Raw genomic sequence first — 25,224 nt, 5'->3', positions numbered from 1 at the left:
CACGCTGCTGTCAACACCTCTTTTTCAACTCCCTTTTGGCTTCGATGAACTGAAGCAACTTGCTGCCGAAAACTTCACAACTCTTTGTTTATCAAGGAGTTTTCCGTTTCGACTGCGCCGGAAGTGGGGCGAATTATAGACAGATATAATTCGCCGTCAACACCTCATTTCAGTTTTATTCGGCTTTGAGCGTAATACGCGCAAATGCCTTCTTCCCAGCCTGGCAAACGTGGGTAGCGCCCAGCTCATATATAAAGGTGCGATCGACAACCTCACCATCTATACGCACGCCACCAGAACCCAACAGGTCGCGCGCGACTGCGGAGTTCTTAACCAGGCCCGCCTTATTAAGCACAGCAGCAATCGGCATCGCTTCAGCCGCAGTCAATTCGATCTCCGGCAGATCGTCCGGCAGCTCGCCATCCTTCATGCGGTTACCGGCCGCGCGATGAGCACTGGCCGCAGCCTCTTCACCATGGAAGCGCGCAACGATCTCTTCCGCCAACTTGATCTTCACGTCACGAGGATTCGCACCCGCCTCGACGTCTGCGCGCAGTGCGTTGATCTCATCCATCGAGCGGAAGCTCAACAGCTCGAAATAACGCCACATCAACGCATCCGGAATCGATACCAGCTTGCCGTACATCACACCTGGCGCTTCCTGGATACCAACGTAGTTACCCAAGGACTTGGACATCTTCTTGACGCCATCCAACCCTTCCAGCAACGGCATGGTCAGAATGCACTGAGCTTCTTGCCCATACGCACGCTGGAGTTCACGCCCCATCAGCAGGTTGAACTTCTGGTCAGTGCCGCCCAGCTCAACGTCCGCGCGCAATGCCACCGAGTCATAGCCCTGAACCAGCGGGTAGAGGAACTCATGAATCGCGATTGGCTGATTGGTGGAGTAGCGCTTGTCGAAGTCATCACGCTCAAGCATGCGCGCTACGGTGTACTGGGAAGTCAGGCGAATAAAGTCGGCCGGCCCCATCTGATCCATCCAGGTGGAGTTGAACGCCACCTCGGTCTTGGCCGGATCGAGAATCTTGAACACCTGGGTCTTGTAGGTCTCGGCATTATCGAGAACCTGCTCACGGGTAAGCGGCGGGCGCGTTGCGCTCTTGCCGCTCGGATCACCGATCATCCCGGTGAAGTCACCTATAAGGAAGATGACCTGATGCCCCAGCTCCTGGAACTGACGCAGCTTATTAATAAGCACGGTATGACCCAGGTGCAGATCCGGCGCGGTCGGATCGAAGCCAGCCTTAATACGCAGGGGTTGGCCACGCTTGAGCTTTTCGACCAGCTCGGCCTCGACCAACAGTTCTTCCGCACCACGTTTTATCAGCGCTAGCTGCTCTTCAACCGACTTCATAACAGACCCGCAAGGCTCAGATTCAAAAGGGAACCAACCATACAAGATCAGGGACTAATTACAAGTTTTGTCCCGCGCACGGACACCGTTCAGCAAGCCCAGCGTTCGCGAGCTTGCGTCACAGATGATTTGGTTATATTTTATACAGTTATTTCATCTTCATCATGTCATTCATCTTTTCCATTTCATCTTCAAAGTCAAAATTACTTATGACCACAGAACCGTCTAAAGCGCCGCCGCTTTACCCGAAGACCCACCTGCTCGCCGCAAGTGGTATCGCCGCCCTTCTCAGCCTGGCACTCCTGGTATTCCCTTCCAGTGACGTAGAAGCCAAACGAACATCCCTGAGCCTTGACCTGGAAAGTCCAGTTGAACAACTGACACAAGATCAAGACGCTTCCGACGCGCAACAAGCCACAAACGCACCGACAGAATCCCCATTCGCACAGATAGAAAACACCCCGGAAGACACCCAACAGGCCACTCAAGAACCGCCGGCACCCGTTGCAACCAAGAATGCGCTGCACCGCGAAGTGATCGTCGCCAAGGGCGATACGCTTTCAACGCTGTTCGAAAAGGTCGGCCTGCCCGCTGCCACCGTTAATGAGGTGCTGGCCAGCGATAAACAAGCCAAGCAATTCACTCAGCTCAAGCACGGTCAGAAGCTTGAGTTCGAATTGGCTGCCGACGGCCAGCTGAAAAACCTGCACAGCAATGTCAACGACCTCGAAAGCATTAGCCTGAGCAAGGGCGCCAAAGGCTTTGCGTTCAACCGCATCACCACCAAACCGGTGACGCGCTCCGCCTACGTGCATGGCGTCATCAACAGCTCGCTGTCACAGTCGGCCGCCCGCGCCGGCTTGTCCCACAGCATGACCATGGACATGGCCAGCGTGTTTGGTTACGACATCGACTTCGCCCAGGACATCCGTCAGGGTGACGAATTCGACGTGATCTATGAGCAGAGAGTCGCCAACGGCAAAGTCGTCGGCACCGGCGCGATTCTATCGGCGCGGTTTACCAATCGCGGCAAAACCTACACCGCAGTGCGCTATACCAACAAACAAGGCAACACCAGCTACTACACCGCCGATGGCAACAGCATGCGCAAAGCCTTCATCCGTACGCCGGTGGACTTTGCCCGCATCAGTTCGCGCTTCTCCATGGGCCGAAAGCATCCGATCCTCAACAAGATCCGCGCCCACAAAGGCGTCGACTATGCTGCCCCACGCGGCACGCCCATCAAGGCTGCCGGTGACGGCAAGGTGTTGCTGGCCGGCCGCCGCGGCGGTTACGGCAATACCGTGATCATCCAGCACGGCAATACCTACCGCACCCTGTACGGCCACATGCAAGGGTTCGCCAAAGGCGTGTCGACCGGCAGCAACGTGAAGCAGGGCCAGGTCATCGGCTATATCGGCACCACAGGCCTGTCTACCGGCCCGCATTTGCACTATGAGTTCCAGGTGAACGGCGTCCACGTCGACCCTCTGGGCCAGAAGCTGCCAATGGCCGACCCGATTGCCAAGGCCGAGCGCGCGCGCTTCCTGCAACAGAGCCAGCCACTGATGGCCCGCATGGACCAGGAGCGCTCCACCCTGCTGGCCTCGGCGAAGCGCTAAGGTATGGCGCTCTATATTGGTGTGATGTCCGGGACCAGCCTCGATGGCCTGGATATCGCCCTGATCGAACAAGACCCGGCGATCAAGCTGATCGCCACGCACTACATTCCCATGCCGGACGATCTGCGCACTGAGCTGCTGAGCCTGTGCGCCAGCGGCCCGGATGAGATCGCCCGTTCGGCTCTCGCCCAGCAACACTGGGTGACACTGGCGGCCAAAGGCGTCCATGCCTTGCTGGAACAACAAACCCTCAAGCCCCATGACATACGCGCGATCGGCAGCCACGGCCAGACGATCCGCCATGAACCGGCTCAAGGCTTTACCGTACAAATCGGCAACCCTGCCCTGCTCACCGAGCTGACGGGCATTACCGTCGTCAGTGATTTCCGCAGTCGCGATGTGGCCGCCGGCGGTCAAGGCGCGCCTTTGGTGCCTGCCTTTCACGAAGCCTTGTTCGGGGAACGTACCGGCAACCGCGCCGTACTGAATGTCGGCGGCTTCAGCAACCTCAGCTTGATCGAGACCAACAAGCCCGTAGCCGGCTTCGACTGCGGCCCGGGCAACGTGTTGCTGGATGCATGGATCCACAATCAGCGCGGCGAGCACTTTGATCGCGATGGCCAATGGGCGGCGGCTGGCCAGGTCGAGCCTGCACTACTCAACGCTCTGCTCAGCGACCCGTTCTTCCTGACCAAAGGCCCGAAAAGCACTGGCCGCGAAGTCTTCAACCTGGGATGGCTGCAACACCACCTGGCCAGATTGCCAGCGTTCCTGCCAGAGGATGTGCAAGCGACTCTGCTTGAACTGACCGCACAGACCATCGTCGAGTCCCTGCAAGCGGCACAAACCGACACCGAAACCCTGCTGGTCTGTGGTGGCGGCGCGCATAACGCCACGCTGATGAAGCGCCTGGCAGCGTTGTTGCCGTCCACTCAGGTCAGCAGCACCGCCGCTTACGGCGTGGACCCCGATTGGGTTGAAGCCATGGCCTTCGCCTGGCTGGCCCATTGCTGCCTTGAGGGCATCGCCGCCAACCGCCCAAGTGTCACCGGCGCACGCGGGCTTCGGGTATTAGGCGCGATCTACCCAGCGTGAACCTGCAGACAGCAAAACGCCGCTTGGCCTATCAAAGCCAAGCGGCGTTTTTTATTTGCTGAAGATCAGGCTACCGATCAGATCGAGAACGAAGACCCGCAACCACAGGTCGTGGTGGCATTCGGGTTCTTGATCACGAAACGCGAGCCTTCCAGACCTTCCTGGTAATCCACCTCGGCACCTGCCAGGTATTGGAAGCTCATCGGGTCCACGACCAGGCTGACGCCCTCGCGCTCGACGATGGTGTCATCGTCGGCCACATCTTCATCGAAGGTAAAACCGTACTGAAACCCTGAACAACCGCCGCCCGTAACGAATACGCGCAGCTTCAAGCGATCATTACCCTCTTCATCGACCAGGCTCTTCACCTTGTGCGCAGCACCGTGGGTGAATTGCAAAGCCGTGGGGGTGAAGGATTCAACGCTCATGCTGATAATCTCCCGGCGTAGCGCCGCCATATGCGTAATGGCGGGCATTATCCGCTTCTCCTAGAAAAGCGGTCAACTATTGTTACGGTATATCAATCTGCGCTGGCGCCATTAAAAACACAAAAGGCCCGATCAACGGGCCTTTTGCTTAACCGCCAAACAGCCTTAAGGCAGCATGCCCGCGTGGGACAGGCCCAGCTTCTCGTCCAGGCCAAACAGAATGTTCATGTTCTGCACGGCCTGGCCCGACGCGCCCTTGACCAGGTTATCGATCACCGACAACACCACCACCAAATCACCATCCTGTGGACGGTGCACGGCAATGCGGCATACGTTGGCACCGCGCACGCTACGGGTTTCCGGGTGGCTGCCGGCCGGCATCACATCGACGAACGGTTCATTGGCATAACGCTTTTCAAACAGCGCCTGCAGGTCTACCGAACGATCAACAACGGTTGCATAGAGCGTGGAGTGAATGCCACGAATCATCGGCGTCAGGTGCGGCACGAAGGTCAGGCCTACGTCTTTACCGGCGGCACGACGCAGCCCCTGGCGAATTTCCGGCAAGTGACGATGCCCTTTAACCGCGTAGGCCTTCATGCTTTCCGACGTCTCGGAGTACAGCGAACCTACCGCTGCACCACGGCCGGCGCCACTCACACCCGACTTGCAGTCGGCGATCAAGCGCGAAGCGTCGGCCAGACCCGCTTCCAGCAATGGCAGGAAACCCAGCTGCGTTGCGGTCGGATAGCAACCTGGCACAGCAATCAGGCGTGCCTGCTTGATTTGCTCACGATTGACTTCCGGCAGGCCGTACACCGCCTCTTCCAGCAACTCAGGCGCGCCGTGTGGCTGGCCGTACCACTTGGCCCACTCATCGGCGTCCTGCAAGCGGAAGTCGGCCGACAGGTCGATGACCTTGGTACCCGCCGCCAGCAGTTCGCCGGCCAGTGCGTGCGCAACCCCGTGAGGCGTGGCGAAGAACACCACATCGCACGCTCCCAGGGTCTTGATGTCCGGCACGCTGAACGCCAGGCCGTCATAGTGGCCTCGCAGGTTCGGGTACATGTCGGCCACGGCCAGCCCGGCCTCGGATCGAGAAGTGATAACCACCACCTCAGCTTGCGGATGCTGAGCCAACAGACGCAGCAATTCGACACCGGTGTAACCCGTGCCGCCGACGATACCGACCTTGACCATAAACCTGCCCTCAACGAACCCACTGGAAAGCCGTCGATAATAGGGGCCGTATCGTCCTGCGACAACCGTCAACGTGACGTACAGGCGCATGAGCCACTACTATCTTCAGTTACCGTGAACCTGGGAATAACTAGAAATGCTCTATCTATGGATCAAAGCCTTCCATATCGTCAGTATCGTCTGCTGGTTTGCCGGGCTGTTTTACCTGCCACGCCTGTTCGTCTACCACGCGCAAAGTGAGGACACCGTCAGCAAAGAACGCTTCAGCGTCATGGAGCGCAAGCTGTACCGCGGCATCATGGGGCCAGCAATGATCGCTACCCTGATATTCGGCGGCTGGCTGATCTACCTCAACCCGGCCATTTTTCAATCCGGTGCCTGGATCCACGCCAAACTCACCCTGGTGGTGCTGCTGATCGGCTACCACCATATGTGCGGCGCCCAGGTAAAACGCTTCGCCCGTGGCGAAAACACCCGCAGCCATGTCTTTTATCGCTGGTTCAATGAAGTGCCGGTTCTGATATTGCTGGCTATCGTAATTTTGGTCGTGGTCAAACCGTTCTAATTTCAATTACTCGGGGAACCTCCAATGTCACTGCCCGCTTCGCTTGAACAACGTCTGCGCCTGCCCGTGGTAGCTGCGCCGATGTTCCTGATTTCCAACCCGCAACTGGTCCTGGCGTGCTGTCGCAATGGCGTGGTCGGGAGTTTCCCGGCACTCAACCAGCGCGAAAGCAGCGGTTTCAAGGCCTGGCTGGAGGAAATCGAAGCGGGCCTGGCGCAGCTGGACAACCCCGCGCCTTATGCCGTCAACCTGATCGTGCATAACAGCAACCCGAGGCTTGAGGCCGACCTGGCGATCTGCGTCGAGCACAAGGTGCCGATCATCATTACCAGCCTGGGCGCGGTCAAGGAGCTGGTGGATGCGGTCCATAGCTACGGTGGCCTGGTGTTTCACGACGTCACCACCCGCCGGCATGCCGAGAAAGCCGCAGAGGCCGGTGTTGACGGCCTGATCGCCGTGGCAGCGGGCGCCGGAGGCCACGCCGGCACCTGGAGCCCGTTCGCGCTGATCGCCGAGATTCGCCAGTTCTTTGATAAAACCCTGCTGTTGGCCGGCTGCCTCAACCACGGGCATGAGATACTCGCCGCCCAACTGCTGGGCGCAGACCTGGCGTATTTCGGCACGCGCTTTATCGGCACCACCGAAAGCCACGCCCCGGACGCGTATAAAGAGATGCTGCTCACATCGCGAGCCGCCGACATCGTGCACACTGCTGCGGTGTCCGGCGTACCTGCAAGTTTTATGCGCCAGAGCCTGGAAAACGCCGGTTTCGATCTCGCCGCCCTGCAGGGCAAAGGCGAAATCAACTTCGGTTCCAAGCTCAAGCCGTTGAGCGATGAGGCAAAGGCCTGGAAAACCGTATGGTCAGCCGGCCAAGGTGTAGGCCAGATTGGTGATTTACCCAGCGTCGATGAACTGATTGCCCGCCTGGATGCCGAATACCGCAAGGCACGCGAGCAGGCAGCGCAACTGCGCTGGCCCCGTTGAACTGAACAGCAGGCCTGCCCACGTGTGCAGGCCTGCAACCCCTTCCCTGAACAAGTGACAAGGATGCCCGCATGAGCGACAGCCGTTTCAAGATTGTGTTTGACGGAGCCCTGCTTCCGGGTGTCGAAAGCACCACCGCCAAGCTGAACCTCGCCGAGCTGTTCAAAAGCGATGTGGCAGCCATCGAAAAGCTTTTCACCGGCCGCCCGGTCGCACTCAAGCGCGACCTTTCCCGCGCCGATGCCGAAACCTACCTTACTGCGCTGAAAAACGCCGGCGTCGATGCCCGTATCGAAGCCGAGCAGCCGGTAACCTTCAACCTGGCCGAAACCCACGAAACCGACGCCAGTGCGCCAGACTTCTCGCGCCCTGCGGCTTCGCCCTATGCACCACCGCGTGCTGCCGTGGGTGAGTACACCGAGGAATACTCAACCCTTAAAGTGTTCACCATCCACGGGCGCATCGGCCGCTTGCGTTATCTGGCCTGGACGCTGGTATTGACCCTGGCGCTGTTGGTGGCCGGTGGCATCATCAGTACCGCAAGCTTCGCCGTGGCAACCGCCTCGCCGACTGCCGGCACAATCCTCGGGGTGCTGCTGGGTTTGGCCTTGTTTGTTGCACTGGTGTGGGTGAGCGTACAAATCGGTGTGCAACGCCTGCACGATCTGGGCTGGTCCGGCTGGCTGTACCTCCTCAACCTTGTGCCATTGGTCAACAGCGTCTTCCCGATCCTGCTGCTGGTACTGCCGGGCAACGCAGGCGCCAACCAATATGGCCCGCCGCCGCCGCGCAACTCCACAGCAGTCAAGGTGCTGGCGACCCTGTGGCTGGCGTTTATCCCGGTAATGCTCGCCATTGTGGTGACGCTGGGCATGAACGGCTACCTGAACCAACTCGAAGCGAATATGGACAGCAGCTACGAAAGCAGCTCCATCACCGCCGATGACGCCACCGATCAAAGCGTCACCGTAGATGAAGAAGAAAGCGTGCAAAGTGCTGAGGACGCAGCTGAACCTGTAGACTCTCCAGAACAGTGAAGAAACGCCCCGCCGCCTGTGATGCCTCTGTCACAGGCTCGGCGGCGTTGCGATGGAGAAAGGCATGACCCGTTACGCTCTGATCACCGGCGCCTCCAGCGGCATCGGCCTGGCTTTGGCCGAAGCACTGGCCCGTCGCGGCCGCAGCTTGATTCTGGTGGCCCGCCAGCGTGATCAGTTGGAAAGCATTGCTATTGAATTGACTCAGCGCTTCGGCGTCGAGGTGCTGTTTCGTGCCTGCGACCTTGGCGAACCTCTGCGTTTGTCCGGGTTCCTGCTGGAACTTGAAGAAGGCGAGCGGCAGATCGACCTGTTGGTCAATTGCGCCGGCATGGGCACCAGTGGGCCGTTCCTCGCCCAGGACTGGATGACCGAGCAAGACCTGATCGAAGTCAACATCCTGGCCCTCACCCGCATGTGCCACGCCCTCGGCAACGCCATGGCGCTGCATGGCGGTGGGCAGATTCTCAACGTAGCCTCGGTCGCAGCCTTCCAACCCGGCCCCTGGATGAGCAGCTATTACGCCAGCAAGGCGTATGTGCTGCACTTCTCCGAAGGCCTGCGCGAAGAGTTGAAGACCTGCGGAATCAAGGTCTCGGTGCTGTGCCCCGGCCCCACGCGCACGGCATTCTTCGGCACCGCGCAAATGGACACCGCCAAGCTCGAGCGCAGCAATCAACTGATGAGCCCGGAAGAGGTGGCGCTCTACACCGTGCGCGCGCTGGAAAAGAACAAAGCCATCATTATTCCTGGGCGACGCAACCGCTGGCTGGCCTTCAGCCCGCGCTTGAGCCCACGCTGGCTGACCCGCAAGATTGCCGGCGCCATCAACAAGGCCTATTGCCCGCGCTGACGGTCTCGGTACACTCGTTCTGCACTTACATAATGGAGAAACAGCTGTGGATACTCTGTTCACCAAGATCATCAACAGAGAAATACCTGCGAAGATCATCTATGAAGATGACCAAGTCCTCGCCTTCCACGATATTGCCCCAATGGCACCCGTGCATTTTCTGGTCATTCCGAAAAAGCCGATCCGTACCCTCAACGACCTCACCGAAGAAGACAAAGCCCTCGCTGGCCATATTCTGTTCACCGCTCAGCGGCTGGCGGTAGAGCAAGGCTGCGAGAAGGGTTTTCGCGTGGTGATGAACTGCAACGAGGATGGCGGGCAGACTGTTTATCACATCCATATGCACGTGCTGGGTCAGCGCCAGATGAACTGGCCGCCGGGCTGATTGTTGCGGGAAGTTTGCGACGGCTACGCCGTCGGACGGGAGCAAGCTCCCTCGCCACAGGGCAAATTGACACAGCACAAACGCATCGCCTTCTCTTGCGGTAAACTGGCCGCCGAGATTCTTCCCGGAGGTCAGCATGACTACCCAACGTCACTACTCGCCGATTGACCGTCTGTTGCTGCAAGCCGATATGGCCATGCGCACACTGCTGCCCTTCAGCGGCCAACCGTACCGGCCTTCGCCCGCCATCGTGCAACCCGATGCGCAGATGAGCGAGACCGACACCCGCCACGTCGCCGGCCTGATGCGCATCAACCACACCGGTGAAGTCTGTGCCCAGGCGCTGTACCAAGGCCAGGCGCTGACCGCCAAGCTGCCGCAGGTACGCGCAGCGATGGAACATGCGGCCGAAGAAGAAATCGACCACCTGGCCTGGTGCGAGCAGCGCATTCGCCAACTCGGCAGCCATCCCAGCGTGCTCAACCCGCTGTTTTACGGTTTGTCGTTCGGTATCGGCGCCTCTGCCGGCCTGATCAGCGACAAGGTCAGCCTCGGGTTTGTCGCCGCAACCGAACATCAGGTGTGCAAACACCTGGATGAACACCTGGAGCAACTGCCGGCCGAAGATGAAAAGTCGCGGGCGATTCTTGAGCAAATGCGTATTGATGAAGAACACCACGCAGAAAGCGCACTGGATGCAGGCGGCTTCCGCTTCCCGGCGCCGGTGAGGTTCGGCATGAGCGTATTGGCCAAGGTCATGACCAAAAGCACCTATCGAATCTAAAAAACAGCCGCACGAAAAAGGGCGCCCTCAAGGGCGCCCTTTTTTATTGGCGACTCCTCGCAATCAACCCAGCTCGATAATCTCGTAATCATGGGTGATGGCCACACCGGCGGCGCCGAGCATGATCGATGCCGAGCAATACTTCTCGGCCGACAGCTCGATGGCACGCTTGACCTGAGCTTCCTTCAACGCCCGGCCTTTGACCACAAAATGCATGTGGATCCTGGTAAACACCTTGGGGTCTTCAGTGGCGCGCTCGGCTTCCAGGAAGGCTTCGCAGCTTTCGACGGCCTGGCGGGACTTCTTCAAGATGCTGACCACATCGAAATTGCTGCAACCGCCGACACCGAGCAGGAGCATTTCCATCGGGCGTACACCCAGGTTACGGCCACCGGCGTCCGGAGGGCCATCCATAACCACTACATGGCCACTGCCCGACTCACCGAGGAACATGGCCTCGCCCGCCCATTGGATGCGTGCCTTCATCGCCCAGACTCCACTGCTAAAAAAGGGTCGCCAGCTTAGCACAGGGTCTTGAAACCGCAGCGCCCAGCATGAAAACGATCAATGAAAACGTTTGCCCGCTAAATTCCTTAATCGAGGCAGAATGTGTCTGTTAAGCTGGCGCCAATTCAATGGCGTATTGCCATCCTTTTTGCAGCGTGTATCAATGCCATTACCGCTGGATAAAAATAATTCCAACCACACCGTGCAGTCTTTTCGGGATACAACCATGGTTGCTCTTGCTCCCACACCCAAGATCAAGAACCTCGACAAATTGTTGATGCACTGCCAGCGCCGGCGTTACCCGGTTAAGCACAACATCATTTGCGCGGGCGAACGCTCCGAAACACTGTTCTTCATTATCAAGGGTTCGGTCACCATCCTGATCGAAGATGAAGACGGCCGCGAAATGATCATCGCGTACCTCAATACCGGGGATTTCTTCGGTGAGCTGGGGCTGTTTGAACAAGCGGGCAAAGAGCAGGAGCGCAGTGCCTGGGTGCGGGCCAAGGTGGAATGCGAAGTTGCCGAGATCAGCTATGCCAAGTTTCGCGAACTGGCCCAGCATGATCCCGACATCCTCTACGCCTTGAGCGGGCAGATTGCCCAACGCCTGCGCGACACCACGCGCAAAGTGGGTGACCTGGCGTTCTTTGATGTCACCGGCCGCGTGGCCCGCTGCTTGCTGGAACTGTGCAAACAGCCCGACGCCATGACTCACCCCGACGGCATGCAGATCAAGGTCACGCGCCAGGAGATCGGGCGCATCGTCGGGTGCTCGCGGGAAATGGTCGGTCGTGTGCTCAAGGACCTGGAAGAACGCAACCTGGTACACGTCAAAGGCAAGACGATGGTGGTGTTCGGTACGCGTTAAGCGGGCAGGAATCCGGCCAGCATCTGACGGTACAACGCGTCCAATCGGGTGATGGCATCCGGTGCGGGAAAGGCTTCGTGTAGCGCGATATGGCTGTCGGCACGCACCCGCTGGTCGAGGCCGCAGGCTTGATTGAAGCGATTGACCGCCGCAATCAATTCCTCACGGTCGTTATCCAGCAACAATGCACCGTGCACCAAACCCACCGGGCGGCCGCCGCTTTGCCGCCAACGCTGGGCAGTGCCAACCATCTTTCGGCCGTTAAGGTTGACGTTGTAGCGACCGTCGCAGAAGGCGCCGTCGATTTCGCCAACAGAAGCGTCACCGCCCAACTCAATCAGCAAATCACAGATCGGCTGGCACAAACGCTGATAGCCGGTTTCGATGCGGCCCTGATCGCCCTCGCTGCGCGGCGGCGCGTAAACCAGTGCGATATTGACCGTGGCGGCCGACTGCGGCACCGGCTCTCCGCCGGTTTCGCGCAACAACACCGGCCAACCGGCAGCAGCCGAAACTTGGCTGGCAGCGTCAAAAGCCGGCAAGCGGCTCAAACGGCGCGGCATCACCAAAGCCTGGTCATTTGGCTGCCAGAACAGTAGCCCGAATGCGTGATCACCGGCGCAAACCGCCGCCAGCAAGTCTTGCTCGGCGGCAAGCCCTGCTTCAACTGTCATCGACACCGGCTCAATCATCGAACACCTGTCATCTGAACAAACACCAAACCAAACGTGGGAGCTGGCTCCCACATGTTGACCGTATTTCAAGTCAGTCGAGGGTCGAACCGCTCACCGCCACCCCACGCTCCGGGAAGAACAGGCGCTGCAATTCCGCCCCAGGGTTCTCGGCGCGCATAAACGTCTCACCCACCAGGAACGAAAACACACCGCTGATTTCCATCAGCTCTACGTCGGCGCGGTTGACGATGCCGCTCTCGGTAATCACCAAGCGGTCGCGTGGAATACGCGGCAACAGGTCCAGGGTATTTTCCAGGCTGACTTCAAAGGTGTGCAGGTTACGGTTGTTAACCCCCACCAACGGTGTGTCGAGGGTTTTCAGCGCACGCTCCAGCTCATCGCCGTCGTGCACTTCGACTAGCACGTCCAGGCCGACGCTTTTGGCCACGGCCGCCAGCTCGGCCATCTTCACGTCATCCAGCGCGGAGACGATCAGCAGCACGCAATCGGCGCCCAAGGCACGGGCCTCGACGATCTGGTACGGGTCAACCATGAAATCCTTGCGGATCACCGGCAACTTGCACGCCGCGCGGGCTTGTTGCAGGAACAGGTCGGAACCCTGGAAGAAGTCGATATCGGTCAATACGGACAGGCAAGTTGCGCCGCCCTTCTCATAGCTCTTGGCAATGTCTTCAGGAATGAAAACTTCGCGAATCACGCCCTTGCTGGGCGAAGCTTTTTTGATCTCGGCAATGACGGCAGGCTGCTTTTCCTTAGCCTGCTTGATCAGCGCATTGGCAAAGCCGCGCGGCGCGTCGGCAATTTTCGCCTGGGCCTCAAGTTCAGCCAGGCTCACACGGGCGCGGCGCTCAGCGACTTCTTCAGCCTTGCGCGCGAGGATTTTTTCCAGAACGGTCGGGACACTCATCCTTCATTCTCCATTTTGAACACAGCAGTAAAGGCTCCAAGCTCTTCGAGCTTTTCGCGAGCCAGACCGGTGTGCAGCGCATCGTGGGCCAAAGCGACACCTTCCTTAAGGCTATAGGCATGGTCCGCCGCGTAAAGTGCCGCGCCAGCATTCAGAACAATCATTTCTGCGGCTTTTTGACCGTTTTCCGTCTTGCGGCGCCCCAGGGCATCACGGATCAACTCCAGCGAGGCCGCCGGGCTTTCCACCGCCAAGCCATGCAAGCTTTGGCTTTTCATGCCGAGGTCTTCGGGCTCGACCCAATATTCGGTGACCTGGTCATTTTTCAGTTCCGCCACGAAGGTCGGCGCTGCCAGGCTGAATTCGTCCAGGCCATCTTTGGAATGCACCACCAGCACGTGCTTGCTGCCCAGACGCTGCAGCACTTCAGCCAACGGCCGGCACAGCGCCTGGCTGAACACACCAACCACCTGATGTTTCACCCCAGCCGGATTCGTAAGCGGGCCGAGCATGTTGAACAGGGTGCGCAGGCCAAGATCCTTACGCGGGCCGGCGGCGTGTTTCATGGCGCCATGGTGGGACTGGGCAAACATGAAGCCAATGCCCACGCTGTCGATGCAGCGCGCCACTTGCACCGGCGTCAGGTTCAGATAAATCCCGGCCGCCTCCAGCAAGTCGGCGCTGCCGCTTTTACCCGACACCGCGCGGTTACCGTGTTTGGCCACCGTGCAACCGGCTGCCGCCACCACAAAGGAGGAAGCCGTCGACACGTTGAAAATATTCGCACCGTCGCCGCCGGTACCGACCACATCGACCACGCCGTCGAGGGTCTTGAGCTCAACCTTGTCGGCCAGCTCACGCATCACCGACACCGCGCCGACGATTTCGTCGATGCTCTCGCTCTTCATGCGCATTGCCATCATGAACGCGCCGATCTGTGCGTCGGTGCATTGGCCGGTCATGATCTCGCGCATCACATCGCTCATTTCAGCGGTGCTCAGGTCCAGATGGCCGACGATACGGCTCAGGGCAGTCTTGATATCCATGGAAAGTCCTTAGCGCGTGCCGCCGCTCTGCTTGAGAAAGTTAGCGAACAGCTCGTAGCCCTGCTCGGTCAGGATTGATTCGGGGTGAAATTGCACCCCTTCGATATTCAGTGTTTTGTGGCGCAGGCCCATGATCTCGTCGATCGAGCCGTCTTCCAGCTGGGTCCAGGCGGTCAGTTCCAGGCACTCGGGCAGGGTTTCACGCTTGACCACCAACGAGTGGTAGCGGGTGACCGTCACCGGCAGGTTAAGGCCATGGAAAACGCCGAGGTCTTTATGGAACACCGGGCTGGTCTTGCCGTGCATCACCTGGCGTGCACGCACCACGTCGCCCCCAAAAGCCTGGCCGATGGACTGGTGACCCAGGCACACGCCCAGGATCGGCAATTTACCGGCGAAATACTGGATGGCTTCCAGCGAGATGCCCGCTTCAGTCGGCGTGCAGGGGCCAGGCGAAACCACGATGCGCTCCGGGTTCAGAGCGGCGATTTCGGCGACCGTCAGCTCGTCGTTGCGCACCACCTTGACCTCGGCACCCAGCTCGCCCAGGTACTGCACAACGTTGTAGGTAAAGGAATCGTAGTTATCAATCATCAGCAACATGTGGGTTCAAACCTCTTGAATTCACTGATTTCGAATGACCGCCTTCCAAGAGCGTGTCCCGCTGCCAGACGCACGTTCCGGTTGCCAGGGTGAGCCGGCAAGGGGCGTCAAACAAAGGGTGAAGAAGGCAAATCGGTACAGGTCCGGCCGGGCCGGCAGAGAAAAATGTCAGGCGCGCCAACGCCAACGGGCGTGTGCCTTGACTACTCGCATCAAGAGTTTGCTGATGATCAACACGGGGAGGGTCTCATTCATACGTTCAGGCACAGTAACGTAGCCTCGCCAGCGGTGCAATATGGCGCAGCGATTCCGGGGGTCACCACCGAGTATTTGTAAGAAAAAACTGTTTTCTTCGAAGAAAACCCTCACTACATTGCTAGTGTTTCGCTTCCGACACAAAAACAACTAAATGGAATTTCGCATGCTCAGACCACCGTTTTTTGCGCCCCTTGCCGGCTGCCTCCTGTCACTGGCCTGCGCGCAGGCGTTTGCAGCACCTTCACCTTACTCAACCATGGTCGTGTTCGGCGACAGCCTGGCCGACGCCGGCCAGTTCCCCGATGGCTCGGCCGGCGCCACCTTGCGCTTTACCAACCGCACCGGTCCGACATTCCAGGGCGATTATGGCCTGGTGTCATCCACGCTTTTGGGGGCCAAGCTGGGCGTGGCACCCAACGACCTGAATGCCTCCACCTCGCCGGTACGCGCCGCCCAAGGTTTGCCCGATGGCAATAACTGGGCGGTCGGCGGCTACCGTACCGACAATATCCTGAACTCCATCACTTCGGTCTCCAATGCGGCGATCCCGCCCGGCAACGCCGGAGGTGGCACGGTATTGCGCAGCCGTCAGGGTTATCTGCCGGCAAACGGCGGGCGGGCCGACCCGAACGCGTTGTATTTTCTGTCTGGCGGCGGCAATGACTTCCTGCAAGGGCGCGTCCTCAGCCCAGGCCAGGCCGTGGCCGCCGGCGGGCGCCTGGCGGACAGCGCCCAGGCCCTGCAACAGGCCGGCGCACGCTACATCATGGTGTGGATGCTGCCCGACCTGGGCCTGACGCCCGCCATCAACGGCACGCCCGCGCAAGGCGCCAGCTCGGCCCTGAGCAGCATTTTCAACCAGGCACTGGTGCAGCGCCTGTCGCAAATCGACGCCCAGGTCATCCCGCTGAACATTCCGTTACTGCTCAATGAATCCTTCGCCAACCCTGGGCGCTTTGGCCTGGCCACCGGGCAAAACCTCACCGGCACCTGCTTCAGCGGCAACGGCTGCACCGCCAACCCGGTTTATGGCATTGGCGGCGCCACCCCGGACCCGACCAAGCTGATCTATAACGACTCGGTTCACCCCACCATCGCCGGGCAACAGTTGATCGCCGACTACGCCTACTCGCTGCTCGCCGCGCCGTGGGAAGTGACCTTACTGCCGGAGATGGCCCAAGGCACCTTGCGCGCCCATCAGGATGAGCTGCGCAACCAGTGGCAAGCCGACAATCGCAACTGGCAGGCCGTCGGCCAATGGCGCGCGTTTGTCGCCGGTGGAGGTCAGCATTTGGACTTTGATGATCAACGCAGTTCGGCCAGCGGCGACGGCAGCGGCTACAACGTGAACCTCGGCGGCAGCTATCGCCTCGACGAAAACTGGCGCGTCGGCGTGGCCGCCGGCTTGTATCGCCAGACACTCGAAGTCGGCGCCCGCGATTCGGACTACACGCTCAACAGCTACATGGGCACGGCCTTTGCGCAATATCAGCAAAACCACTGGTGGGCCGATGCGGCGCTGACCGGCGGCAAGCTGGACTTCGACAGCCTCAAGCGCAAGTTCGCCCTGGGCGTCAGCGAAGGCTCCGAAAAAGGCGACACCGATGGCTGGCTCTGGGCCTTGAGCGGTCGTTTGGGCTATGACATTGCCGGCGCCGGCAGCGATTGGCACCTGTCACCGTTCATCAGCGCGGACTATTCGCGGGTCGAAGTCGAGGGTTATTCGGAAAAGGACAACCGCTCCACCGCGCTGACCTTCGATGACCAGCAACGCGACTCCAAACGCCTGGGCGTCGGCCTGCAGGGCAGCTACCGGATCACGCCGCAAACCCAAGTGTTTGGCGAAGTGGCCCACGAGCATGAGTTCGAAAACGACACCCAGAAGGTAAAGATGTCGCTCAACAGCGTGCCAGGCATCGACTTCAAGCTGGACGGCTATACGCCGCGCAGCAATTCGGACCGATTGAGTCTGGGCGTCAGCCACAAGCTGACTCAGGAGCTGGCGCTACGGGCGGCGTATAACGTGAGGAAGGATGACAGTTTGACCCAGCAAGGCGTCAGTGTTGGGGTGAGTCTGGATTTCTAAGCGGATCTGAAACGCCCCACAAAATAACTGTGGGAGCGGGCTTGCTCGCGAATGCGGTTTATCAGTTACACATACAGTGACTGACGCTCCGCATTCGCGAGCAAGCCCGCTCCCACATTTTGATTTACATCTAATCTCAAGCTTGCGGCGTTTGCTCAGCCAACGCCACCGCCCGGAACATCGCGCGGCGTTTGTTCAGGGTTTCTTCCCATTCCAGAGCCGGCACCGAGTCGGCCACAATCCCGCCTCCCGCCTGCACATGCAGCTCGCCGTCCTTGATCACGGCGGTGCGGATCGCGATCGCGGTGTCCATATTGCCGTTCCAGGCGAAATACCCCACGGCGCCGCCATACACACCGCGTTTAACCGGCTCCAGTTCGTCGATGATCTCCATCGCACGAATCTTCGGCGCACCCGACAAGGTACCCGCCGGCAGAATCGCCCGCAGTGCGTCCATCGCGGTCAACCCGGCTTTCAGCTCGCCGGTGACGTTGGACACAATGTGCATCACGTTGGAATACCGCTCGATGACCATCTTCTCGGTGAGCTTCACCGAACCGATTTCCGACACGCGCCCGGTGTCGTTGCGGCCCAGGTCGATCAGCATCAAGTGTTCGGCAATTTCCTTGTCGTCGCTCAGCAGGTCTTCTTCCAGCGCCAGGTCGGCTTCTTCGGTTGCGCCACGCGGGCGCGTGCCGGCAATCGGGCGCACGGTGATCAGGTTGTCTTCGACTCGCACCAGCACTTCCGGCGAACTGCCCACCACGTGGAAGTCGCCGAAGTTGAAGAAGTACATGTACGGCGTCGGGTTAAAGCACCGCAGCGCGCGGTACAGATCGATCGGCGCGGCCTTGAAGTCGATGGACATGCGTTGCGACGGCACCACCTGCATGCAGTCACCGGCAAGGATGTATTCCTTGATGGTGTCGACTGCGCGCTCGTAGTCATCCTGGGTAAAGCTTGAACGAAAGATCGGGTCGGCGGCCGGTGGACGGCTGAGGTCCAGGCCACGGCGTGGGGTGATCGGTTGGCGCAGTTTTTCCAGCAATGCCTCGAGACTGGCCTGGCCTTGCTCGAAGGCATCCGCCTGGGCCGGGTCGGCGAGGACTATCGCGTGCATCTTGCCGGCGAGGTTGTCGAACACCACCACCGCGTCGGAGACCATCAGCAGAATGTCCGGCACGCCCAGCGGGTCCGGGTTCGGGCATTTGCCCAGGCGTTGTTCCACGTAGCGCACGCAGTCGTAGCCGAAATACCCCACCAGGCCACCGTTGAAACGCGGCAGGCCGGGAATGGTCGGCACGTTGTAGCGCGCCTTGAAGGTTTCGACGAACGCCAGCGGGTCTTCCACGTCATGGCTTTCGATCTCGACGCCATCATGGGTAATGCTCACATGATGGTCATGCACACGCAGCACGGTGCGGCACGGCAAGCCAATGATCGAGTAACGGCCCCACTTTTCGCCGCCCTGCACCGATTCGAGCAGGTAGGAATTGGGCCTGTCGGCCAGTTTGAGGTAGATCGACAGTGGCGTATCGAAGTCGGCCAGGGTTTCGCAGGCCAAGGGGATACGGTTATAGCCGGCAGCGGCCAAACGCAGGAATTCTTCGCGGATCATGAGGTGCCTCGTGGCTTGAGGGTCAAACGGTCAGGTGTGCAAACGTGCCGCAGCGCGGCCAGGATCAGTCAGGCGCGCCAACGCCAGCGGGCCAGGGCCTTGATGACTTTCATCCAGAGTTTGCGAGTGACCACCACGATGGAATTTCCAGAAGGGGTTGATTCGATGTCGGGCAACGTTATCTCAGCGCCCGCTCCCAAGCAACCGGGGATTAGCAGTCGTAGATCATCAATCACCAGCGCCGGCGATTCCTCGGCGATCGGTCGGCCGTGATTGTAGCCGTAGCTCAGCGCCACACACTGCACGCCAGCAGCTTTGGCGGCCAGCACATCACTGCGCGAATCGCCGACAAACAACGATTGCGAGGCCGGAATATTGGCCATTTTCATCACAAAGAACAGCGCCGCCGGGTCAGGCTTTTTCTGCGGCAAGGTGTCGCCGCCGATGATCCAGCGGAAATACCGGCCGATTTTCATCTGGTCCAACAGCGGCGCGACAAAACGCTCCGGCTTGTTGGTGATCAGTGCCATCTCCACGCCTTGCTTGTGCAGCCACTTGAGCGTGTCACGCACGCCGGGGTAAACCACGGTCAGTTCATGACTGCTTTCATAGGCAACATTGAACAGTTCCAGGGCGTGCTCGGCCTCGACCTCATCCACACCTTCGGCATCGATGTGGTTGGCCAGGGCCCGGCGCACCAGCATCTGCGCGCCATTGCCGACCCACTCACGTACCGATTCAATGCCCGCCGGCTTACGCCCCAGCTTGAGCAGCATCTCGTCCACCGCCGCCGCCAGGTCTGGCACCGAATCGATCAACGTACCGTCCAGATCGAACATCACCAGCCGTGGCAGTTTGCCGGGGAACAGCTGCTCAAAACCGCTCATGGACGCGCCAGCGCCAGTTCGGCCCGCATCTTGTCGATGACTTCCTGGTAGTTGGGGGCGTTGAAGATCGCCGAGCCAGCCACAAAGGTGTCAGCGCCGGCGGCGGCGATTTCGCGGATATTGTTGACGTTGACCCCACCGTCGATTTCCAGGCGGATATCACGGCCCGACGCATCGATCAGCGCACGGGCTTCGCGCAGCTTGTTCAGCGTACCGGGAATGAACTTCTGCCCGCCGAAGCCTGGGTTGACGCTCATCAGCAAGACCATGTCGACCTTGTCCATCACGTACTCCAGCACGCTCAACGGCGTGGCCGGGTTGAACACCAGGCCGGCCTTGCAACCGCCTTCGCGGATCAGCTGCAGGGTGCGGTCGACGTGCAGCGTGGCTTCCGGGTGGAAGGTGATGTAGGTGGCGCCGGCCTCGATGAAGTCACCGACGATGCGATCCACCGGGCTGACCATCAGGTGCGCATCGATCGGCGCAGTGATGCCGTACTTGCGCAGTGCCGCGCAGACCATCGGGCCGATGGTCAGGTTGGGCACATAGTGGTTGTCCATGACATCGAAGTGCACGAAGTCGGCACCGGCGGCCAATACCTTGTCCACTTCCTCACCCAGGCGGGCGAAGTCGGCGGAGAGAATCGATGGAGCGATAACGAAGGGCTGCATGACGCACCTTTTTGAGCTAAATCACGATGGCGCGCATTGTATACCTCATGCTTTACCCCGCACACCGTGACCTAACTCAATGGTCAGTAAGCCGCCCGGTAGATTTTCTCGATATCCGCCGCGCTGAGCTTGCGCGGGTTGTTGCGCATCAGGCGCTCGATACCCGCCGCTTCCGTCGCCATGGCGGGGATCGCGTCTTCCGGCACACCAAAGCTGCGCAGGCCTGCCGGGATTTCCACGGCGGCACACAGGCGCGTCATCGCCTCGACCGCCTGATCGGCCGCCGCGTTGACGCTGAGCCCGGCGGTATTCACGCCCATGGCTTGGGCAATGTCCTGCATGCGCTCCACGCAGGCCAGTTTGTTCCAGTGCATCACGTAAGGCAGCAACAGCGCATTGCTCACGCCGTGAGCAATATTGAATCGCCCGCCCAACGGGTACGCCAAGGCATGCACTGCGCCGACGCCGGCATTGCCGAAGGCCATGCCGGCCATCAGGCTGGCGGTGGCCATATCATCGCGGGCCTGCAGGTTGGCCGGGTTGGCGTAGGCCTTGGGCAGCGCATTGGCAATCAGCTTGATCGCGCCGATGGCCAGCGCGTCAGTGATCGGCGAGGCATTCAGCGACAGGTAGGACTCGATGGCATGCACCAGCGCATCCACGCCACTGGCGGCGGTGACACTGCGCGGGCAGGTCAGGGTCATTTGCGGGCTGATCAGCGCAACATCCGGCAATAAGTAATCGCTGACGATGCCTTTTTTCAGTTGTGCGGCCTTGTCGGAGAGAATCGCCACATTGGTCACCTCCGAACCGGTGCCGGCCGTGGTCGGGATCGCGATCAGCGGCGGGCCTTTGCGCGGCACCTGGTCGACGCCGAACAAGTCCGCCAGCGCGCCGTGGTAACCAGCATAGGCCGCAACACTCTTGGCAATGTCGATGGCACTGCCGCCGCCCACGCCGATCAGGCCGTCATGCCCGCCCTCGCGGTACACGCGCATGCAGTCCTCGACGATGGCGATTTCCGGGTCGGGCAGCACACGGTCGAAAATCTCATAAGTGCGCTCGCCCAGGTGTGCAAGCGCCAGCGCCACGGTGCCGGACTTGACCAGCGCAGCATCGGTGACGATCAGCGGGTTATCCACATCCAGGCGCGTGAGCTCGGCGGCCAGTTGTTCGATCGCGCCAGCGCCGGTCAGCAGTTTGTGGGCGATCTTGAATGAGGAAGTACTCATGTGCGCGGCCTCTTATTAATGATGGGCTGGCACAAGAATAGCCGGGTATTTCAGGTTGCCCAGCATTCACGCACTGAATGGCTCGGTCGGTGTGGGAGCTGGCTTGCCTGCGATGCGACCGCCTCGGTTTTCCTGACATACCGAGTTGATGCTATCGCAGGCAAGCCAGCTCCCACATTTGATCCGGTTTCGACCTTTAGACTTGCGCGGTGCGCAGTTTCTCGCTGCGGCCTCGCAGCCACTCAAGGGTCAGTAACAGCAGCACCGAAAACGCAATCAGCAAGGTTGCCGCTGCAGCAATCGTCGGGCTTAAGTTTTCGCGGATGCCGCTGAACATCTGGCGCGGCAAAGTCGCTTGCTCGGGGCCGGCGAGAAACAGCGTCACGACCACTTCATCGAAAGAGGTCGAGAAGGCAAACAGCGCCCCGGAGATCACCCCCGGCGCGATCAACGGCAAGGTGACACGGCGAAACGCGGTCAACGGCGAGGCGCCCAGGCTGGCCGCCGCCCGCACCAGGTTGTGGTTGAAGCCCTGCAATGTTGCCGACACGGTGATGATCACAAACGGCACACCCAGCACGGCATGCACCACAATCAACGAAAGGAAGCTGTTGCCCAACCCTAGTGGCGCAAAGAACAGATAGCTGGCCACGCCAATGATCACCACAGGCACCACCATCGGCGAAATCACCAGGGCCATGACCAACGCCTTGCCGGGGAAGTTGCCGCGCGTCAGGCCAATCGCCGCCAGCGTCCCGAACACCATCGCCAGCACCGTGGCCGCCGGGGCCACAATGATGCTGTTCTTCAAGGCACGCATCCACTCGGCGGAGGCGAAGAAGTCTTGATACCAGTGCAACGAGAAGCCTTGCAGCGGGTACACCAGGAAACTGCCGCTGTTGAACGACAGCGGGATAATCACCAGCACCGGCAAGATCAGGAACAACAGGATCAAGCCACACAGAATCCGCAAGCTGTAGAACCACACGCGCTCCACGGGTGACATATAAGGGCTCAGCATCGCCAACTCTCCTCAGCTCAGGCGCAGGCGACTGGCGCCGACCAGACGGTTGTAGATCAGGTACAGCACGACGGTCGCCAGCAGCAGCAAGCCGCCCAACGCCGTGGCCATCCCCCAGTTGATGCTGGTGTTGGTGTAGAACGCGACGAAGTAGCTGACCATCTGGTCGTTCGGGCTGCCGAGCAGCGCCGGGGTGATGTAGTAACCAATCGCCAGGATAAACACCAGCAGACAACCGGCGCCGACGCCGGCGTAGGTCTGCGGGAAGTACACGCGCCAAAAACTGGCAAACGGGTGGCACCCCAGGGAAATCGCCGCGCGCATATACGTGGGCGAGATGCCTTTCATCACGCTGTAGATCGGCAAAATCATGAACGGCAACAGAATGTGCACCATCGAGATGTAAACGCCGGTGCGGTTAAACACCAGCTCCATGGGTTTATCGATCAGGCCCATGCCCATCAATGCGCTGTTGATCAGCCCACCGGACTGCAGCAATACAATCCATGCCGCCACCCTTACCAGGATTGACGTCCAGAACGGCAGCAATACCAGAATCATCAGCAGGTTACTTTTGCGTGCCGGCAGGTTGGCCAGCAAGTAGGCCAACGGATAGGCCAGCAGCAGGCAGATGAAGGTAATCACCAAGCCCATCCAGAACGTGCGGGCAAAGATGTCCAGGTAGATGGCCTGGTCAGGTGTGGCCGGGGCCACTTCGCCAAGGTCATTGATACGGTGATCGACGGCCGCCAGCAGGTAGTACGGCGTGAGGCTGCTGGTATTACGCCGGATCGCCTGCCAGTACGCCGGGTCGCCCCAGCGTTCATCGAGGCTTTCCAGCGCGTCCTTATAAGAGCCGGGCGCTTCGGCAAACGGCAGCGCCCGCGCGGTTTTGGTCAACAGGCTGCGGTAGCCGGCCAGCTCCATGTTCAAGCGTTTGGACAAGTCGCCCAGGGTCTGGTTTTTACGTGCTTCACCCAGGTCTTCGCTGAGCGCCTGATACACCGGTTCACCCGGCAGGCCGCGACCATCCCAGGTCTTGACCGCCACCACGGTACGCGGCAAACCGGCCACCACTTCCGGGTTGCCGACGCTTTTGTAGAGCAGCGCAACAATCGGCACCAGAAACACCAGCAGCAAAAACAGCACCAGCGGCGCAATCAAGGCCTGGGCCTTCCAGCGATTGAGCCGCTCGGCACGCGCCAGGCGCTGCTTGAGGGTGGGGCTGGGAATGGCGATAACCATGGCAAACTCCGGAAATCTTCTAAGAGTTCCCTGTGAGCGGTGCTTCTTTGTGGGAGCTGGCTTGCCTGCGCTGGCATCGCCTCGGTGTCACTCAAAGACCGAGTCGATCCCATCGCAGGCAAGCCAGCTCCCACACCAGCCTGCTTTCACAGAGGAATGTGCGGTGTTACTTGGCCGCCCAGGAATTGAAGCGCTGCTCGAGCTGCTCGCCGTTATCCGCCCAGAAGCTCACATCGATTTGCACCTGGTTGGCGATGTTCTCCGGCGTGGTCGGCATGTCTTTCAGCACATCCTTGGCCAACAACGGTACGGCCTGGGTATTGGCCGGGCCGTAGGCGATGTTTTCCGAGTAGATCTTCTGCTGTTGCGGCTGCACCGAGAAAGCGATGAACTTCTTCGCTGCTTCGGCGCGATCCTTGGCCAGGCCTTTAGGGATGGCCCAGGCGTCAAAGTCGTAGATGCCGCCGTTCCACACCACTTTCAGGTTGCTTTCTTTTTGCACGGCAGCAATGCGGCCGTTGTAGGCCGAGCTCATGACCACATCACCCGAGGCCAGGTACTGCGGCGGTTGTGCGCCGGCTTCCCACCACTGGATCGACGGTTTGAGTTCGTCGAGTTTCTTGAACGCGCGATCCTGGCCGTCTTTGCCAGCCAGCACTTTGTACACGTCTTTGGGGGCCACGCCGTCCGCCATCAAAGCGAATTCCAGGGTGTACTTGGCGCCTTTGCGCAAGCCGCGCTTGCCTGGGAATTTCTTGGTATCCCAGAAATCCGCCCAACTGGTCGGTGCAGTGGTCAGCTTGTCGGCGTTGTACGCAAGCACAGTGGACCACACAAAGAAGCCCACACCGCAGGGCTGAATCGCGCCTTTGACATAATCGGCGCTGTTGCCGAACAGTTTCGGGTCGAGCGGTTCGAACATGTCTTCGTCACAGCCACGGGACAGTTCCGGCGACTCCACTTCCACCAAGTCCCACGACACGCTCTTGGTATCGACCATGGCTTTGACCTTGGCCATTTCGCCGTTGTACTCACCGGCAACGATCTTGCCATTGCCCGCGCTTTCCCACGGTGCGTAAAAGGCTTTGACCTGAGCCGCCTTGTTCGCGCCGCCGAAGGATACGACCGTCAGGTCCGGGCCTGCCATGACCTGTGTCGCGCCCATCAAGCCGATGGCCAGGGCGGAATATTTAAGGGATCTCAACATTGTTGTTCTCTCCACGTGCAGGGTTGGTGAAGCCATGGG

General features: G+C 59.9%; 25 protein-coding genes. 10 read left to right on the top strand and 15 right to left on the bottom strand.

Going from position 1 to position 25,224, the window contains the following annotated elements; genetic code table 11:
* Nucleotides 1-175: 175 nt before the first annotated feature.
* Nucleotides 176-1,375, bottom strand: a complete 1,200-nt coding sequence (gene tyrS, locus AOA59_RS18425; RefSeq protein WP_099488623.1) for a tyrosine--tRNA ligase — start codon at nt 1,373-1,375, stop codon at nt 176-178.
* A 209-nt stretch (nt 1,376-1,584) separates the two neighbouring features.
* On the opposite strand from tyrS, the gene AOA59_RS18420 reads away from it, so the two are divergent.
* Together AOA59_RS18420 and AOA59_RS18415 are read left to right on the top strand one after the other, a co-directional pair.
* A complete protein-coding gene (locus AOA59_RS18420) occupies nt 1,585-2,997 on the top strand; it encodes a peptidoglycan DD-metalloendopeptidase family protein (protein ID WP_065912493.1) in 1,413 nt (470 codons plus the stop codon).
* A gap of 3 nt (nt 2,998-3,000) precedes the next feature.
* Nucleotides 3,001-4,092 carry an anhydro-N-acetylmuramic acid kinase gene (locus AOA59_RS18415; protein ID WP_099488622.1) on the top strand — a complete coding sequence of 364 codons (1,092 nt, stop codon included), beginning with the start codon at nt 3,001-3,003 and terminating at the stop codon, nt 4,090-4,092.
* Between the two features lie 77 nt (nt 4,093-4,169).
* On the opposite strand, the gene erpA is transcribed toward AOA59_RS18415, so the two are convergent.
* A complete protein-coding gene (erpA, locus tag AOA59_RS18410) occupies nt 4,170-4,520 on the bottom strand; it encodes an iron-sulfur cluster insertion protein ErpA (RefSeq protein ID WP_003176443.1) in 351 nt (116 codons plus the stop codon).
* 165 nt (nt 4,521-4,685) lie between these two features.
* A complete protein-coding gene (argC, locus tag AOA59_RS18405) occupies nt 4,686-5,720 on the bottom strand; it encodes an N-acetyl-gamma-glutamyl-phosphate reductase (protein WP_010206935.1) in 1,035 nt (344 codons plus the stop codon).
* Nucleotides 5,721-5,856: 136 nt separating this feature from the next.
* On the opposite strand from argC, the gene hemJ reads away from it, so the two are divergent.
* The 6 genes from hemJ to coq7 all read left to right on the top strand — a co-directional run bounded on the left by hemJ (nt 5,857) and on the right by coq7 (nt 10,331).
* The gene (hemJ, locus tag AOA59_RS18400; protein ID WP_017138091.1) at nt 5,857-6,285 is read left to right on the top strand and encodes a protoporphyrinogen oxidase HemJ; all 429 of its coding nucleotides are present in this window, start codon (nt 5,857-5,859) and stop codon (nt 6,283-6,285) included.
* 24 nt (nt 6,286-6,309) lie between these two features.
* A complete protein-coding gene (locus AOA59_RS18395) occupies nt 6,310-7,272 on the top strand; it encodes a nitronate monooxygenase family protein (RefSeq protein WP_099488621.1) in 963 nt (320 codons plus the stop codon).
* A gap of 71 nt (nt 7,273-7,343) precedes the next feature.
* Nucleotides 7,344-8,309 (top strand): DUF805 domain-containing protein, encoded by a 966-nt coding sequence (locus AOA59_RS18390; protein ID WP_099488620.1) that lies wholly within the window; start codon nt 7,344-7,346, stop codon nt 8,307-8,309.
* Nucleotides 8,310-8,373: 64 nt separating this feature from the next.
* Entirely contained in the window at nt 8,374-9,162 is a 789-nt protein-coding gene (locus tag AOA59_RS18385; RefSeq protein ID WP_065912484.1) for an SDR family oxidoreductase, read from the top strand.
* Between the two features lie 46 nt (nt 9,163-9,208).
* Nucleotides 9,209-9,547 (top strand): histidine triad nucleotide-binding protein, encoded by a 339-nt coding sequence (locus AOA59_RS18380; protein ID WP_003210943.1) that lies wholly within the window; start codon nt 9,209-9,211, stop codon nt 9,545-9,547.
* Between the two features lie 136 nt (nt 9,548-9,683).
* Nucleotides 9,684-10,331 carry a 2-polyprenyl-3-methyl-6-methoxy-1,4-benzoquinone monooxygenase gene (gene coq7 / locus AOA59_RS18375; protein ID WP_099488618.1) on the top strand — a complete coding sequence of 216 codons (648 nt, stop codon included), beginning with the start codon at nt 9,684-9,686 and terminating at the stop codon, nt 10,329-10,331.
* 63 nt (nt 10,332-10,394) lie between these two features.
* Here coq7 and AOA59_RS18370 read toward each other — a convergent pair whose 3' ends face one another.
* On the bottom strand, nt 10,395-10,817 hold the full coding sequence (locus AOA59_RS18370) for an OsmC family protein (RefSeq protein WP_056857866.1): 423 nt from the start codon (nt 10,815-10,817) through the stop codon (nt 10,395-10,397).
* 247 nt (nt 10,818-11,064) lie between these two features.
* Here AOA59_RS18370 and crp point away from each other — a divergent pair, with 247 nt between their 5' ends.
* Nucleotides 11,065-11,709: a cAMP-activated global transcriptional regulator CRP gene (gene crp / locus AOA59_RS18365; RefSeq protein ID WP_056857865.1), complete on the top strand. Its 645-nt coding sequence runs from the start codon at nt 11,065-11,067 to the stop codon at nt 11,707-11,709.
* Here crp and AOA59_RS18360 read toward each other — a convergent pair.
* From AOA59_RS18360 to AOA59_RS18345, 4 genes are all read right to left on the bottom strand, one after another.
* Nucleotides 11,706-12,401 carry a lipoate--protein ligase family protein gene (locus AOA59_RS18360; RefSeq protein WP_099488616.1) on the bottom strand — a complete coding sequence of 232 codons (696 nt, stop codon included), beginning with the start codon at nt 12,399-12,401 and terminating at the stop codon, nt 11,706-11,708. The two genes, crp and AOA59_RS18360, sit on opposite strands and share 4 nt — an antisense overlap.
* Before the next feature lie 73 nt (nt 12,402-12,474).
* Nucleotides 12,475-13,311: an indole-3-glycerol phosphate synthase TrpC gene (gene trpC / locus AOA59_RS18355; RefSeq protein ID WP_065929370.1), complete on the bottom strand. Its 837-nt coding sequence runs from the start codon at nt 13,309-13,311 to the stop codon at nt 12,475-12,477.
* Nucleotides 13,308-14,357, bottom strand: coding sequence for an anthranilate phosphoribosyltransferase (trpD, locus tag AOA59_RS18350; protein WP_010206948.1), 1,050 nt, complete (start codon nt 14,355-14,357; stop codon nt 13,308-13,310). Before trpD ends, trpC begins: the two co-directional genes overlap by 4 nt.
* A gap of 9 nt (nt 14,358-14,366) precedes the next feature.
* Entirely contained in the window at nt 14,367-14,960 is a 594-nt protein-coding gene (locus tag AOA59_RS18345; protein ID WP_099488615.1) for an aminodeoxychorismate/anthranilate synthase component II, read from the bottom strand.
* A 421-nt stretch (nt 14,961-15,381) separates the two neighbouring features.
* Between AOA59_RS18345 and estP the strand changes: the two genes are divergently transcribed.
* Nucleotides 15,382-17,304, top strand: coding sequence for an esterase EstP (estP, locus tag AOA59_RS18340; protein WP_099488613.1), 1,923 nt, complete (start codon nt 15,382-15,384; stop codon nt 17,302-17,304).
* A gap of 136 nt (nt 17,305-17,440) precedes the next feature.
* Here estP and trpE read toward each other — a convergent pair whose 3' ends face one another.
* The 7 genes from trpE to AOA59_RS18300 form a co-directional block, all read right to left on the bottom strand.
* Complete coding sequence (gene trpE / locus AOA59_RS18335; RefSeq protein WP_069786290.1) at nt 17,441-18,922, bottom strand: anthranilate synthase component I; 1,482 nt, start codon at nt 18,920-18,922, stop codon at nt 17,441-17,443.
* Between the two features lie 68 nt (nt 18,923-18,990).
* Nucleotides 18,991-19,809 (bottom strand): phosphoglycolate phosphatase, encoded by an 819-nt coding sequence (locus tag AOA59_RS18330; protein WP_068931558.1) that lies wholly within the window; start codon nt 19,807-19,809, stop codon nt 18,991-18,993.
* The gene (gene rpe, locus AOA59_RS18325; protein WP_017138077.1) at nt 19,806-20,480 is read right to left on the bottom strand and encodes a ribulose-phosphate 3-epimerase; all 675 of its coding nucleotides are present in this window, start codon (nt 20,478-20,480) and stop codon (nt 19,806-19,808) included. The genes AOA59_RS18330 and rpe overlap by 4 nt, the downstream gene beginning before the upstream one ends.
* Nucleotides 20,481-20,563: 83 nt before the next feature.
* Nucleotides 20,564-21,712 (bottom strand): iron-containing alcohol dehydrogenase, encoded by a 1,149-nt coding sequence (locus AOA59_RS18320; RefSeq protein WP_099488611.1) that lies wholly within the window; start codon nt 21,710-21,712, stop codon nt 20,564-20,566.
* Nucleotides 21,713-21,908: 196 nt separating this feature from the next.
* The gene (locus AOA59_RS18315; protein ID WP_017138075.1) at nt 21,909-22,733 is read right to left on the bottom strand and encodes an ABC transporter permease; all 825 of its coding nucleotides are present in this window, start codon (nt 22,731-22,733) and stop codon (nt 21,909-21,911) included.
* A gap of 12 nt (nt 22,734-22,745) precedes the next feature.
* Nucleotides 22,746-23,978, bottom strand: a complete 1,233-nt coding sequence (locus tag AOA59_RS18310; RefSeq protein ID WP_099488609.1) for an ABC transporter permease — start codon at nt 23,976-23,978, stop codon at nt 22,746-22,748.
* 166 nt (nt 23,979-24,144) lie between these two features.
* Nucleotides 24,145-25,185 carry an ABC transporter substrate-binding protein gene (locus AOA59_RS18300; RefSeq protein ID WP_065929376.1) on the bottom strand — a complete coding sequence of 347 codons (1,041 nt, stop codon included), beginning with the start codon at nt 25,183-25,185 and terminating at the stop codon, nt 24,145-24,147.
* Nucleotides 25,186-25,224 lie beyond the last annotated feature (39 nt).

This window comes from Pseudomonas sp. 2822-15 (genome assembly GCF_002742515.1).
Classification (GTDB): Bacteria; Pseudomonadota; Gammaproteobacteria; order Pseudomonadales; family Pseudomonadaceae; genus Aquipseudomonas; species Aquipseudomonas salomonii.
Note: the sequence above shows the minus strand (reverse complement) of the source record. Positions and strands in the feature narration are given on the sequence as shown.

Excerpts from the sequence above, each read along its gene's own strand:
- tyrS (WP_099488623.1), bottom strand. The coding sequence starts at position 1,375 with ATGAAGTCGGTTGAAGAGCAGCTAGCGCTGATAAAACGTGGTGCGGAA.
- AOA59_RS18420 (WP_065912493.1), top strand. The coding sequence starts at position 1,585 with ATGACCACAGAACCGTCTAAAGCGCCGCCGCTTTACCCGAAGACCCAC.
- AOA59_RS18415 (WP_099488622.1), top strand. The coding sequence starts at position 3,001 with ATGGCGCTCTATATTGGTGTGATGTCCGGGACCAGCCTCGATGGCCTG.
- erpA (WP_003176443.1), bottom strand. The coding sequence starts at position 4,520 with ATGAGCGTTGAATCCTTCACCCCCACGGCTTTGCAATTCACCCACGGT.
- argC (WP_010206935.1), bottom strand. The coding sequence starts at position 5,720 with ATGGTCAAGGTCGGTATCGTCGGCGGCACGGGTTACACCGGTGTCGAA.
- hemJ (WP_017138091.1), top strand. The coding sequence starts at position 5,857 with ATGCTCTATCTATGGATCAAAGCCTTCCATATCGTCAGTATCGTCTGC.
- AOA59_RS18395 (WP_099488621.1), top strand. The coding sequence starts at position 6,310 with ATGTCACTGCCCGCTTCGCTTGAACAACGTCTGCGCCTGCCCGTGGTA.
- AOA59_RS18390 (WP_099488620.1), top strand. The coding sequence starts at position 7,344 with ATGAGCGACAGCCGTTTCAAGATTGTGTTTGACGGAGCCCTGCTTCCG.
- AOA59_RS18385 (WP_065912484.1), top strand. The coding sequence starts at position 8,374 with ATGACCCGTTACGCTCTGATCACCGGCGCCTCCAGCGGCATCGGCCTG.
- coq7 (WP_099488618.1), top strand. The coding sequence starts at position 9,684 with ATGACTACCCAACGTCACTACTCGCCGATTGACCGTCTGTTGCTGCAA.
- AOA59_RS18370 (WP_056857866.1), bottom strand. The coding sequence starts at position 10,817 with ATGAAGGCACGCATCCAATGGGCGGGCGAGGCCATGTTCCTCGGTGAG.
- crp (WP_056857865.1), top strand. The coding sequence starts at position 11,065 with ATGGTTGCTCTTGCTCCCACACCCAAGATCAAGAACCTCGACAAATTG.
- AOA59_RS18360 (WP_099488616.1), bottom strand. The coding sequence starts at position 12,401 with ATGATTGAGCCGGTGTCGATGACAGTTGAAGCAGGGCTTGCCGCCGAG.
- trpC (WP_065929370.1), bottom strand. The coding sequence starts at position 13,311 with ATGAGTGTCCCGACCGTTCTGGAAAAAATCCTCGCGCGCAAGGCTGAA.
- trpD (WP_010206948.1), bottom strand. The coding sequence starts at position 14,357 with ATGGATATCAAGACTGCCCTGAGCCGTATCGTCGGCCATCTGGACCTG.
- AOA59_RS18345 (WP_099488615.1), bottom strand. The coding sequence starts at position 14,960 with ATGTTGCTGATGATTGATAACTACGATTCCTTTACCTACAACGTTGTG.
- estP (WP_099488613.1), top strand. The coding sequence starts at position 15,382 with ATGCTCAGACCACCGTTTTTTGCGCCCCTTGCCGGCTGCCTCCTGTCA.
- trpE (WP_069786290.1), bottom strand. The coding sequence starts at position 18,922 with ATGATCCGCGAAGAATTCCTGCGTTTGGCCGCTGCCGGCTATAACCGT.
- AOA59_RS18330 (WP_068931558.1), bottom strand. The coding sequence starts at position 19,809 with ATGAGCGGTTTTGAGCAGCTGTTCCCCGGCAAACTGCCACGGCTGGTG.
- rpe (WP_017138077.1), bottom strand. The coding sequence starts at position 20,480 with ATGCAGCCCTTCGTTATCGCTCCATCGATTCTCTCCGCCGACTTCGCC.
- AOA59_RS18320 (WP_099488611.1), bottom strand. The coding sequence starts at position 21,712 with ATGAGTACTTCCTCATTCAAGATCGCCCACAAACTGCTGACCGGCGCT.
- AOA59_RS18315 (WP_017138075.1), bottom strand. The coding sequence starts at position 22,733 with ATGCTGAGCCCTTATATGTCACCCGTGGAGCGCGTGTGGTTCTACAGC.
- AOA59_RS18310 (WP_099488609.1), bottom strand. The coding sequence starts at position 23,978 with ATGGTTATCGCCATTCCCAGCCCCACCCTCAAGCAGCGCCTGGCGCGT.
- AOA59_RS18300 (WP_065929376.1), bottom strand. The coding sequence starts at position 25,185 with ATGTTGAGATCCCTTAAATATTCCGCCCTGGCCATCGGCTTGATGGGC.